Genomic DNA, 12,313 nt, shown 5'->3' with positions numbered 1-12,313 from the left:
CATGTCTTTCCGAGTGAAATACATTCATCGCCGGACGATCGGAGTTTGAGAGTGCTGGCATTTTCCAACGTCCGTTCAAGTGACTTGTAATAAGCCAAATGGCCGAAATCCGGGAGCCGGCCTTGGCACGAATCGGGAATCCCCTCCTGCAGAAAATGGGAGCAGCTTCATCCTTGGACTGCGGGAGGGATTGCCAGAGCATGGACAACCAAACCCATTTCCTGACGGCGCGGAGGAATCTCCGGGCGCGTGTTGGAACGATCCCGCTCATTCATCATGGCAAAAACCCTTCCATCCGCCCCACCTTCCGAAACCACTGTCGTCTCCGGTAGGAAACGCACGCTCAGGGAGAAGATCGGCACCGGACCGTTGTTCATCTCGATCGTTTTCCACCTCATCCTCGTGATCGTCGGGTTCCTGTGGGTGTTCCGGATCATCCTGCCCGAAGAGGAAAAGGTGGACTTCATGCCGGCCTCGGGCGGAGGAGGAACCCCTCTTTCCGACTCCAAGGCGAACCAACACCGCGTGCGGATGACACAGCCGAACATGGCCCGGATCGCGGCGCTCGGCGCGACTTCGAACCTCGTGCTTCCCGATCCTGACGAGTCCTCAAGCATCGTCTCGGTGGGCGATATGAGTTCCGGCGGTCTGGCAGGCGGCTTGGGTGGCAGCGGTACCGGCGGAGGAAAAGGAACCGGAGACGGAAAAGGGATCGGCGCCGGTTTTGGCTCCGGACTGGGAACCGGCGGCGGAATGAAAAACCCCTTCGGCATGCTGACCCAGGACAAGGACGCGCTGGTGGGGACGTTTTACGACCTGAAACAGAACAAGGACGGCACGCCGACCGGATTTCAGGAAAAGGAGACGCTCGAGGCGATTTCACAATTCGTCACGCGGGGAAACTGGAACATCCGCCTGCTGGAAAAGTATTATAAGGCACCGAACACGCTCTATCAAACGAAACTCTACATCCCGATCATGGACGCAGCGGAGGCCCCGAACGCGTTCGGCTGCGGCAAGGATGTCCAGCCGGTCAACTGGGTCGCGCTTTACCGGGGCTACGTCACCCCGCCGCGTTCCGGAAAATTCCGGTTCGTCGGCCGCGCGGACAACGTGCTGGTGATCCGCTTCAATTCCAAGGTCGTGCTGGATGGCGGCGACTACTCGGCGGGGATGGCGAGACCGATCTGGGACAAGGGGTCCATCGACCTGCTCGCCGGACGTTCCGGAAACCGCGATGCGGAAAAGGAAGCGCGGCGCGGCGGCTACGATCTCCCGGTGAAAAGCTACGACTACTCGAACGCGGGGCAGTACAACGAACGCGGCGGCCTGATGGCTGGCAAGCACTTCACCGTGAACCAGGGCCAGCGCTATCCCGTGGAAATCCTCATCAGCGAGCTGGGCGGACTCTTCGGTGCCTCGCTGATGATCGAGGAGGACGGGGTGAACTATGAAAAGGACAGTACCGGTTCACCGATCCTCCCGCTCTTCCGGCTCGACCAGAGCCAGCCCGCGCCATCGCAGGAATCGCGCGGCTCGCCTCCTTATGTTTTGGAAAACGCGACCTGGAAAGTCGTGCCTGGGCAGATGGTGGATGGGATTTAGGCTGCCGATAAATCACCTGAACGCATCAGGATCCCGCTGCAATCTACGTAGCGCCAAACTGGTCTTTTTCCCGAACTGAAGCAGATTTCCAATCAATCAAGGAACCTTTCGAAGCGATGGCCACCTGATGTCCACCAACCTCGAAACGATCAGCGTCGATAATGACATCTCCATACTTCCGGCCTGACATACGGGTGAAAATATCAATCTGACATTGCTCTGTTTCTTCGACGATGCGGATAGCTCCTTCTTCATCATCGAAGTCTTCGGCCGAAAGTTCCCGGGCGAATCCTTCTCCATAATTGGCCAACCGTGCCAGCATACGATTCACATTCGCAAGACTGTCCTCAATGAGAATATCCACATCTTCCGTGAGACGGACGTAGCCTTGGATCGAGACTGCGATGCCACCGACTACGATGAATTTCACCTCAGCTTCTGCGAGCAAGGCCAACAACTTTTCGAACGAGGGTTCCATCATCGGCAGGGGGTGACCATGCGGCTTTGCGGATCATCCACGCATTCCGGCGGAGCATCTCCAAACGGGCGAACACCGGCAGCCTTGCAAGGCTTCCACCCACCCTTTTTTTCAGCGGCTCTTGGAAAGGATCGACCACGCGCCAAACCTAATGGCGGAACCCGATAACAACAAGATGAAATCCCGCACACAAGACCTCCTCCCCGGCATAAGCCGGAGAGGAGGTGGAGAACGGGCGGTAATGGTCAGAAATGAATCGCGTGGCCTTCCGCGGCGAGGGTGGCCTCGTGGATGACCTCGCTCATCGTCGGGTGGGCGTGGATGGTGGCGTGGATCTCCTCGCCGGTCAGCTCCTGGTCGAGCGCGAGACCCATCTCGGCGATGAGTTCCGTGGCGTTGTCACCGATGATGTGCGCGCCGAGCAGCTCGCCGTGCTTCTTGCCGTAGAGGAGTTTCGCGAAGCCGTCCGGTTCTCCGGAGGCGATGGCCTTGCCGATGGCGACGAACGGGATTTTCCCGACGACATATTCGATGCCTTCCGCCTTGAGCGCGCGCTCGGTCTTGCCGACGGAGGCAACCTGCGGGTGGCAGTAGGTGCAACCGGGGAAATTCCTGACCTTGCGTGGCTTGTGGCCTTCCACGTAGAGGCCTTCGACCGCCTGGACGGCTTCGAACGACGCGACGTGGGCAAGCCACGGAGGACCGGTGATGTCACCCGCGGCATACACGCCGGGGATGGAGGTTTCGTAGCGGTCGCCGACCTTGATGTAGCCGCGATCCAGCTCCGGCTCCTGGCCGCCGGGAAGGACGGGCTGGATGCCGATGGCGACGAGGCACACAGGCGCGCTGATGGTGCCGTTTTCCTTCGGACCTTCCACGGTGAGCTCCACGGACGTGCCCTTGTCCACCGCGTTGGTGATCTTGGTGTTCGTCAGGACGCGGATGCCCTGCTTGATGAGGGATTTTTCCAACGCATCACCGACCTCGTCGTCCTCGACGGGAAGGATGCGCGGGGCCATCTCGACGAGGGTGACCTTGGTGCCGAAGGCGTTGTAAATGTAGGCGAACTCGACGCCGATGGCTCCGGCACCGATGATGATGAGCTCCTTCGGCTGCTCGGCGAGGATCATCGCTTCCTTGGAACCGATGACGCTCTTGCCGTTGAACGGAAGGTTCGGCAGTCCACGGGATTTGCAACCGGTGGAAACCAGGATGTCCTTCGCTTCATAAAGGGTGCGGCTGCCGTCGTTGGCGATGACGCCGACTTTTCCGGTGCCTTCGATGGAACCGAGGCCGCGGATGTAGTCCACCTTGTTCTTCTTGAAAAGGAACTCGATGCCGCCGGCGAGGCGGTCGGAAACCTTGCGGGAACGACCGATCACCGTGGACCAGTCATAGCTGAATCCTTCGATCTTGAAGCCGAACTCCGCGGCCCGGTGGGAGAGGGTGTGGTAAAGCTCGGCGTTTTTCAACAGGGCCTTGGTGGGAAGGCAGCCCCAGTTGAGGCAGGTGCCCCCGGCGCGGTCTGCTTCGACACAGGCGACTTTTTTTCCAAGTTGAGCGGCGCGGATGGCGGCGACGTAGCCGGCCGGGCCGCCACCGATGACAATGAGATCGTAGGCCATAAGATTGAAGATTGCTGGTTTGCGGCGAGAAACTGTCGTTCCGCGGGGGGATTGTCAAAGATGGAAAGGCGGAAACGGCGGTCTTGAATGTTTCCCGGCCCATCCCCAGTATTGGCGGAGTGAATTGGGCCCGCGCGTATATTTTCGGAATCATGCTGTTCCTGCTGGCCGGCGTCCTCATGCTGAGGAGGATCGGCCCCGGAACGATCGATGCGGACACGCCTCTCGAAATGCCGCGGAATGGCGAGGTGGACCATCGGTTCAACTTCCTTTCCGCATGGGAGACCGCACAAATCCCCAACGCCTCTCGGTTCGACCCGGCGCTGGGCACCGAGCACGGCGGGCTGGTTTACAACGCGCAGAAGTTCTGGGAAATGAACGAGAAGCGTGGCGGCCACCACACGGGTGATGACCTGAACGGCATCGGCGGCATGAACACGGACTTCGGCGACCCCATTTTCTGCACGGCGGACGGACGCGTCGTTTACGCGGGCGAGCCGTCTCCGGGCTGGGGAAATCTGGTGGTCATCGCGCACAGGGCTCCGGATGGCCGTCCGCTGCACTCGATGTACGCCCATCTCCACCGCATCGATGTGAAACGCGGCGATCTCGTCCCGCGCGGCGGAAAGGTCGGCATCGTCGGCACCGCGAACGGCCACTACCCGGCACACCTCCATTTCGAAATGCGAACCAGCGACGGTGTGGACATCGGCGCGGGTTACGCGATGTTTCCACTGAACCGGCTCGACCCGGCGGCCACCATCGTGGGATTGAGAAATGCGGCGGTGGACGAACTCTCGCCATCGCCCCTGGCGGTGGAAGAGTCGAAATGACGGGATTGCCTTTTCGCAAGCCACCACGTCCCGGCCCCGGAACCACTTGACCGCCACGGATTCCCGTGCGGTGATGCAGGCACGCCCGGACATTTACCGGCATACCAGCCTCAACGACCATGAACGAACTCAAACAACGACTCATCGCGCTGGGACTCAGCGAGGAAATGACGGACAAGGCCATTGCGACGGTGGCGGATTTCGTGAAATCCAAGATCCCCGCAGGCTATCATTCGATGATTGATGACGTCCTCGCAGGCAAAACACCGGAACTCGGCGGCCTCCTCGGCGGACTGGGTGGCCTGTTCGGCGGCAAGTGACCGCATGGAGGGTTCCACCGGCATTGGAACCGGCTCATTTTCAAAATAGAACCGCCGCAGTGGACCCAAACCACTGCGGCGGTTCTTTTTGTTCTCCAGTCAGAAAAAATCAGCCGGCTCGATCCGCCTGACCCGGCTGGTTCGCCGGATCCGACGGATCGACCATTTTCCAGATCACTTCACGACCTTGAGGCGGGCGAAGAATTTCGTCGCCCCTGCGGTCGGGATGGTGACGGTGACGGTATCGAGATCGGCGCTTGGGGTGTTTTCGCTGATGCTGACGGCACCGCTGCCGGGAGAGGCTCCGATGGCGAAGCTGCCCCAGACGGTCATGTTATCACCATATTCCACAAACTGTGTGGTGTCCCCCTCGGAGGCGTCGCTACGCTTGAAGGTGAAGATATAGTTCGCTCCGTCCTTATGTCCGGTTGGCAGGACCGAGCTGCCCGACTGGGATGGATTTCCACCGAGCACGTATTCCACCAGGTTGGACAATCCGTCGTGATCCGGATCGTCGGACGGGTCCTGGTCTCCCGCGGCGAGACCGAAGCCGGACGCCCACGAGGAATAACCGGAACCGCCGGAAACCGCGAGCGTGAGCTTGCCGGTGGCTTCGTCGAATGTCCAGGTATTGGAGCCCTCGACCTTGGTCCACTTGTTGTCCAGATCGGCATCGTCGAAACCGATCACGGCGAAGTTCGTGGTGAAGGACTTGGTGGTGGTGTCCACCAGCGTCCAGCTGTTTCCGTTAGCAAGCGCCGCACCGCCGAGGTTGATGGTGAAATCACCATCAATCGTCGCGCTGCCGATGCCGGTGACCTTGTTGCTGACGCCGTTCGCAACTGGAGCGAACGTCAGTCCCGCGTTGTCGGCGAGCGTGAAGGTTCCTGCGTTGATGGTGGTGTTCCCGAGATAGCTGTTGGCACCGCCGAGTGTCAGGGAACCAAGCCCGTTCTTGGCCAGTCCGCCGGTTCCGGTCGCTCCCGCGTTCAGGGACTGCGGAATGGTGATCGCGTAGGACTGGGTATCGATCGTGACTCCGCCCGCCTCGATGTCGGTGGTGTTGACGGCGATGAATGTGGCGTTGGTGGCATTGGCCCGGATGGTGCCCCCGTCCAGATACACACGGGAAACACCGGTTCCCCCGGCAAGGGCGCCGGTGTCGAGAACTCCGCCATTCAGGTGGATGATGCCCTCGCTTCCCTCGTTTTTACCAACGGTGAGGCCGACTCCGGCACTGACGGTGCCCGAGGTGACATTAAGCGTTCCTTTGCCGGAAACCCCGACCGATTTGTTTGCAAGGGTGCCGTTCGTAAGGTTGAGGGTGGCGGTTCCCTGCACGTTGACGGTGGCGTCCGACCCGCTGGATTCCCCTACATTGAGCGACCCGGCAACGTTCACGACCGAGGCACCCTTGATGTTCAGCACCGGTGCGGCGTTGAAACCAGGTATCGCGGCGTCAAAGCCCATGGCGAGACCGGCGGTTGCGAGTGTCTGGTTCAGCGTTCCCCCATCGACGGTGAGCACCGAACCCAGGCCCGTGACGCCGTTGCCCCTGCCGATGGAAATCCAGCTCGGCACGTTGAGCGTGCCTGCGTTGGTGACATCGAGGTAGGCATCCGTGTAGTTGCCGCCGGTCTGCAGCTGGCCTCCGACAACGAGCTCTCCAACAGTGGCGAAGGTGCCGTTTTTCAAGGCAAGCTTGCCGAGGGCGACATTCACTCCGAACACGCCTGCCCCACCGTTTGCTCCGTTGCTGAGTTTCTGGGTGGTGCCGCTGTTGCTGAGGGTCAGGGTGCCGGTGCCGAATTTGACGAAACCACCGGCGTTGACGCCGTTGACGGCACCGGTGAAGGTCATGTTCGCGTTCGTGTCGAGGACGCCGCTGTTGCCCGCGTTCGCACCGGTGGTGAAACCACGGTCGAGCGTGACATCCGTTCCGGTGTAGAGAAGGGTGCCGGTACCGGCGTTGTTCCCGAGATAGATGCCCGCGGGATCGACGCCGCCCGCTCCGATGGGGCTGGGAAGACCGCCATTGGAAATGGTCGCCACGCTGAGGGTTCCGGCGGTGATGCTGGTGCGACCGGTATAGGTATTGGTTCCGGTGACGGTGAGGGTGGCCGTGCCGCCCTTGTTGAATCCGAGAGGACCCGCCCCGCCGTTCTGCAGCAGACCGGGGAAGGTCTGGTCCGTGGACAGGTTGGCAAACAACCAGCGCTCGACACCACCGCCGTTTTCAATGGTGCCGCTTCCGGTGAGACCCGTGGCGATGAAATCGTTGGTGGTCGCCGCGTCGGCTCCGGTGTTCATTCGGAATTTCGAACCCGCGGCCACATCCAGAGTGCCGGCGATGTTGCTGGCGGTTCCGGAGCTGATGGCCAGCAACCCGGGACCTGTGAGCGAGAGCCCCGTGTCCGGACTGGTGATGTTTCCAGTGGTGAGAGTACCGGCAGCCACGTTCACCGTCCGGGAGCCCCCGTTCGAAAGAGTGACGGTTCCGCCATTGAAGTTGAGGTTGTTGGAGCCCGCGAACGAGAAGTCACCGCTCCAGGTCTGTGTCTTCGCGGTGGTGGTGGTGATGGCGGCGCCACTGGTGTTGTTCAGGGTGCCACCGCTGATGATGAGGGAGCCACCGGTGGTGGAACCGATTGCGGACGCGTGGTTCACATTGAGCGTTCCCGACGCCACACCGATGCCGCCGCCGGTGAAGGCATTGGCTCCCACGAGCGTCAGGGAACCTGTTCCTGTCATGGTCGCCACACCGATGCCCGTGATCGGATTGGTGAGAGTCTGGCTGCCCTTGGTTTGGAAATTCAGCGCCGCATTGTTGACGATGGACGCGCTGGCGGCGATCGATCCGTCCGTGGTTCCGTCACCGATTTGAAGGATGCCACCGGTGATGGTGACGATGCCTGTGGTGGTGTTCGTCGTGGTGAGGATGGTCGTGCCCGTGTTGCTCTTGAGCACCGAACCACCGCTGATGCCGAAACCGCCCGCGCTGGCGACGGTATAGGTATGGAGATCGCTGTTATCGAAAATGGTGGTGGCCGGACTGACATTCGAGCCGAGATCCACCGCGAAGTTGTCCGCGAAGTCATTGAAGACGACCGGACTGCCGTTGGCGAACTCCGAGGTAAGCCCCGACGTCGGATATTTCCAGTTCTTCTGCCCGCCCACTGCGGCAGTGGTCCAGTTCGAGCTTTGTTTTCCGGTCCAGGTCAGGGAATCCCCCACGATATGCAGGGTGACGGCGCCGCCGACGTACTGCAATGACGCTGTCTGTCCGCCGCTAAGACCGGCGACCGTTCCCAAGGTGAAATTGTTTCCGGTGAGCGAGGTGTATTCGATGATCTTGTAGTCGCCGGGGGACCAGAAACCGCTGGTGTTGGTCGCGTTGATGACGACCTGTCCCGCGGCGTTGGTCACGACTGCTTCGGCCTGGATGTTTTCCACCATGTCGGAACCCGCCGCGGTCACGTTCACCGTGGCCGCTCCTTGGAAGGTGAGTGTGCCTACCTGCAATGTGCCCGGTGCGCCGTTGCCCACGGAAAGCGTGTTCCCCACCGCGTTGGCGACGGTGAGCGAGGTGATCGAACCGTTTCCATCGAGCGCTCCCTGGGTGAGTGTCACCGGAGTGGAAACCTCGCCGAAGCTGTCGGTGAGGAGCAGTTTCGCCCCACTGCCGTTGATCGTGATGCCGGAGCTGGTGTTGACGCTGCCGCCGGTTGCGAGGGCCAGGGTGCCTCCGCTGACGAGCGTGGGTCCCGTGTAGGTGTTCATTCCGCTCAGGGTGAGCGTCCCCGCCGACAGCTTGGTGAGCCCGCCATCCGTCGCGGCATCTTCCCCGAGGGGGCTGTGGAGCAGAGGCTGCGCGATGCCGATGCTGAAGCTGTTGGTGTCGATCTTCGCTCCGCCGTTGCGGACGTTCGCGCTGGCAACCCCCGCCCCCAGCGTGAGGAGGGCGGCCTGGTTTCCGGCGGCCTTGAGGGTCCCTCCGTTGAAATTGAACGTTCTGGCCCCGGTCGTGGCGGTGGAGATGATCCTCGGCACGGTCAGCGTTCCCCCATCCAGATTGTAGGTGTTGTTGCCCGCCGCCCCCCCCGAGCGCTGGAGGTCGAGATCTCCCGTGCCACCGACGGTGGTGCCGGAATTGCTGTAGAATGTCACATTCCCGCCGGTTTGGTTCACCACGTTCGCTCCGGTGGAATTGTCACCGCTGAGCTTGAGGGAGGAGTTGTTCTGCAGATTCACCGAGCCGCTGGAGATGTTGAGCTCGCCCTTGCTGGTATCCCAGCGTCCCACGTAGAACCACTTGGTGGCGGTGGTCCCCACATTGAGCGTGCCGCCGCTGACGGTGAGCTTGCCGAGATTGTTCGACCCCGCGAAGCCGAGGATGACGTCGTTCACCACGTTCACCGTGCCGCCGCTGAGCGTGGCGGAGCCGGATGCGACGGCGGCGTTGTTGTTTCCTCTCGCGATGACGAGTGTGTTCAGATTCGCGGTGCCTCCGCTGATATTGAAGGTGCCGACGGCGTTTTCCGCCGCGCCGTTGTTCGTGTCCGAACCTCCCACCCGGACCTCTCCGGCCGTCGTGAAGGTTCCCCCGGTCTGGTTCACCGTGCCATTTCCCGTGCGGTAGCCGAGATAGACAAGCTGGTTGCCGAAGTTCACGTTCCCGCTGTCATTGATGTTGAGCACGCCGGTTCCGTTGTTCCCGATGCGCTTGATGCCCGTTCCCGCCGCGATGACCTGCGCGGTGCCGTTGACGGTCATCGTCATGTTCGAGCCGGTGGACTCGCCCAGGTTGAAGGCCCCGTTCGCATTGATGGTGAAGGACGAGCTGTTGTTCAGGGTGAAGGTGCCCTTCGCCATGTTCGAGGTGGCGCCACCGTTGAACCCGGCGCTGAAGTCCGCCGTGGTGATGGCTCCGGAATTGTTCACCACGATGTCCGAAGAGACGCCACCGACTCCGTTTCCGCGTCCGAGCGAAAGCCAGCTGCTCACCGCGAGGGTGCCGGCGTCCACTTGGATTTTCGCGTTTTGACCCGGTCCGGCATCCGCAACGACGCCGCCGACGACGAGTTCGCCAGTAACTGTGTGGGTACCGCCATTGAGGAGGAGAACCCCTTCCCGCGCGACGAGCGGATATCCCGAGGACGATGGGACGCGGCCGATGGCTCCGGCACCGCTCCAGACGCTGCCGTTGCCCAACGTCAACGTGCCGGAGCCGGTTTTAAGCAAGGCGTTGGAACCCGCGCCGGGCTTGGTGACCGCGCCTGTGACCGTGGTGTTTCCGGTGCCGCCGACGGTGAGGACGCCGTTGCCACTGACGGCATTCGCGGCAATCGAGCCCGCAAAGGTCAGCAGGCCGGTGCCGTTGTTGGTGAACGTGGTGGCCGCTGCGGCCGCATTGGACAGGCTCACATTCGCGTTCACCAGTTGGTTCGTCGTGACCGTGTTGGAGAGATTCAGCAAGCCCGCGCTGGAAAAGGGAAGCGACTGGCTGCCGACCGCGCCGGAGCCCAGGGTGTAGGAGGCGGTCGACGAGGTATCGAACACGAGGCCGCCGATGGGGGACATTCCGGCGAGATCGATCACCGTGTTACCGTTTCCCGCATTGTTGAAGGTGGCGATATCAGAGGGGGTGAGATTCCCGACAACCCCACCGGGAACGACGCTTGGCGGCCCCTGCCAGTTGGTGATGGTTGCCCAGGTGGCGTTGGTGGTTCCGCTCCATGTCGCGCTGGCGGCATATGCGGAAGAGGTGACGAAGCTGGCGACGATGAGTGCTGCGGAGCCGGTGAAGAGACGGGAAGTGCCTTTGGGTTTCATATGACAAATGAAGGAGCGCGGAGCGCGGGGTTTGTTTTTGGGGTGGGTTAAATCGCGGATTCACCGGGAGTTATGGGTTTCCCGGCGGGCAAAAGGCGGCCGGATTTGCTCCGGTCCATGGCAAGAAGCGGGATCGCGGAAAAAAACCCGACATGATCGGTGAATTTTTTTCCGGATGGCCCGGATATCGGATTCACCGGTTCAATCGCCCACCGGAGCCACGGCAAAACGGTCCCGGAATACTCCTCAATACACCACCCGGAAGGTCGAGTCTTCCCTGTCGCCCTGGGTGCTGACGCCCTCCACCCTCAGGTGGTGGCTGGCGTGGCGCAGGTAGAGATCCGGCGCGCTCCACGCATGGAAGGACGACCAGCCGGGCTCCGCGAGGCCGGAGACCTTCACGAATGTCGCCCGGTCCCGGAACTCCGGCGTGTCCTCGTATTTCACGAGCCGCGCGTGTTCGGCCACACGGAGAAGAAAGTGCCCGGGGTAGTTCACGGACTCGAAGGAAACCCCGCCGGCGTCGGCGAGACCGGGAACGATGATCCATTGGGAATCCTGATAGGGATCGAACGGATAGGGCGAGATCATCGCCAACATGGACTCATGCCGCAGGTAGCAGTCCGGGTAGTTCCACGACTTGAGACGGTTCCACTTGGGCCTGCCCCAGTGGGCGACGAGCCGGTCCATCTCGCTGCGGGTGATGGGCAGGACGGTGGCGTGCTTGGCATTCAGCGGCGGGTTGAAATCGCGCTTGTTGATTTCCTGCCAGGAGTCCCGCGCGAGGTCGTCGGTCTGCCAGGCGTAGAACTCGGCGTTCACTGGGTTGTTGGACTCGGCGTAGAGAAACCAGCGGTTCTCCTGACGGGCGGGAACGAGCAAGGGCGCTTCGGTGAGGTTCTGACCGGGCGGCTTCGCATAAGGGATTTCAGGAAAACCGCCGGGGGACGGACCTGAGGAATGGCTGCCACGCACGCGGTTCGCCTCACCGTCACGATAATAGAGAAAGCTTCCGGCGGCCGCGGGTGCGGTGACCAGCGTGGCGTCACGCACGTCATGACCCGGGTCGAAATAGATTTCGCTCGGGCTGACGTTCACGAAATCCCGGGTATGGTTCACATAGATGCGGTGGTAGCCGGCGTCCCCGGTCCAGATGATGCCATATTCGTTTTTCACCGGATCGAAAAACGCTTCGGGAGCCTGGGTCCACATGTCCGTGTCATGCAGCTTGAGCAGACGGGGGTTTTCGAAGGTGATGAAGTCCGCCGTTTCACAGACAAAGATGTTCGGCGTGGCGATCATCTTTTTCCCGGTCAGATCCGTGGCGAGCACCACGAAACCGCCCTCCTGCTTCCGCAGGAAATAGGGATCACGGATGCCTTTCTGCCCGAGCTTGGAAACGAGCACCGGTTCGTTCTGATTGAGCGGCATCCAGTCGAGGCCGTCCTCGCTCACGGCGATCTGCAGGTTCCATGAATCCCCCCGGCCCGTGAGCGACTCGGTGAAGTAGCCCATCAGATAACCGGCGGGAGGTTCGGCGGCACGCATGGATGGCGCGCGGCAGAACGCCAGGATAAGGATGATCGAAAGGAGGAATCGGAGGAAAAGAACCTTCCCGAC

The 12,313-nt window shown here is 61.5% G+C and carries 7 protein-coding genes; 3 read left to right on the top strand and 4 right to left on the bottom strand.

The genetic code is table 11. The features are described 5' to 3' along the window. Nucleotides 1-276: 276 nt before the first annotated feature. Nucleotides 277-1,605, top strand: a complete 1,329-nt coding sequence (locus tag JIN84_RS05340) for a PA14 domain-containing protein (RefSeq protein WP_200349974.1) — start codon at nt 277-279, stop codon at nt 1,603-1,605. Between the two features lie 43 nt (nt 1,606-1,648). On the opposite strand, the gene JIN84_RS05335 is transcribed toward JIN84_RS05340, so the two are convergent. Together JIN84_RS05335 and lpdA are read right to left on the bottom strand one after the other, a co-directional pair. Further along, nucleotides 1,649-2,086 (bottom strand): nucleotidyltransferase, encoded by a 438-nt coding sequence (locus JIN84_RS05335; protein WP_200349973.1) that lies wholly within the window; start codon nt 2,084-2,086, stop codon nt 1,649-1,651. A 242-nt stretch (nt 2,087-2,328) separates the two neighbouring features. After that, nucleotides 2,329-3,708: a dihydrolipoyl dehydrogenase gene (gene lpdA / locus JIN84_RS05330; RefSeq protein ID WP_200349972.1), complete on the bottom strand. Its 1,380-nt coding sequence runs from the start codon at nt 3,706-3,708 to the stop codon at nt 2,329-2,331. 152 nt (nt 3,709-3,860) lie between these two features. Here lpdA and JIN84_RS05325 point away from each other — a divergent pair, with 152 nt between their 5' ends. Further along, nucleotides 3,861-4,541 (top strand): M23 family metallopeptidase, encoded by a 681-nt coding sequence (locus tag JIN84_RS05325; protein ID WP_200349971.1) that lies wholly within the window; start codon nt 3,861-3,863, stop codon nt 4,539-4,541. A 119-nt stretch (nt 4,542-4,660) separates the two neighbouring features. Beyond that, nucleotides 4,661-4,861, top strand: a complete 201-nt coding sequence (locus JIN84_RS05320; RefSeq protein WP_200349970.1) for a hypothetical protein — start codon at nt 4,661-4,663, stop codon at nt 4,859-4,861. Nucleotides 4,862-5,035: 174 nt separating this feature from the next. Here JIN84_RS05320 and JIN84_RS05315 read toward each other — a convergent pair whose 3' ends face one another. Together JIN84_RS05315 and JIN84_RS05310 are read right to left on the bottom strand one after the other, a co-directional pair. Further along, nucleotides 5,036-10,693: a beta strand repeat-containing protein gene (locus JIN84_RS05315; protein WP_200349969.1), complete on the bottom strand. Its 5,658-nt coding sequence runs from the start codon at nt 10,691-10,693 to the stop codon at nt 5,036-5,038. Nucleotides 10,694-10,939: 246 nt separating this feature from the next. Continuing rightward, entirely contained in the window at nt 10,940-12,241 is a 1,302-nt protein-coding gene (locus JIN84_RS05310; RefSeq protein WP_200349968.1) for a glycoside hydrolase family 43 protein, read from the bottom strand. Nucleotides 12,242-12,313 lie beyond the last annotated feature (72 nt).

This window comes from Luteolibacter yonseiensis (genome assembly GCF_016595465.1).
Taxonomy (GTDB): Bacteria; Verrucomicrobiota; Verrucomicrobiia; order Verrucomicrobiales; family Akkermansiaceae; genus Luteolibacter; species Luteolibacter yonseiensis.
This window is presented reverse-complemented; position numbering and strand designations above follow the sequence as displayed.

What these genes read in the sequence shown, in the direction of transcription:
- JIN84_RS05325 (WP_200349971.1), top strand. Translation starts at nt 3,861, where the DNA reads ATGCTGTTCCTGCTGGCCGGCGTCCTCATGCTGAGGAGGATCGGCCCC.
- lpdA (WP_200349972.1), bottom strand. Translation starts at nt 3,708, where the DNA reads ATGGCCTACGATCTCATTGTCATCGGTGGCGGCCCGGCCGGCTACGTC.
- JIN84_RS05310 (WP_200349968.1), bottom strand. Translation starts at nt 12,241, where the DNA reads ATGCGTGCCGCCGAACCTCCCGCCGGTTATCTGATGGGCTACTTCACC.
- JIN84_RS05320 (WP_200349970.1), top strand. Translation starts at nt 4,661, where the DNA reads ATGAACGAACTCAAACAACGACTCATCGCGCTGGGACTCAGCGAGGAA.
- JIN84_RS05315 (WP_200349969.1), bottom strand. Translation starts at nt 10,693, where the DNA reads ATGAAACCCAAAGGCACTTCCCGTCTCTTCACCGGCTCCGCAGCACTC.
- JIN84_RS05335 (WP_200349973.1), bottom strand. Translation starts at nt 2,086, where the DNA reads ATGATGGAACCCTCGTTCGAAAAGTTGTTGGCCTTGCTCGCAGAAGCT.
- JIN84_RS05340 (WP_200349974.1), top strand. Translation starts at nt 277, where the DNA reads ATGGCAAAAACCCTTCCATCCGCCCCACCTTCCGAAACCACTGTCGTC.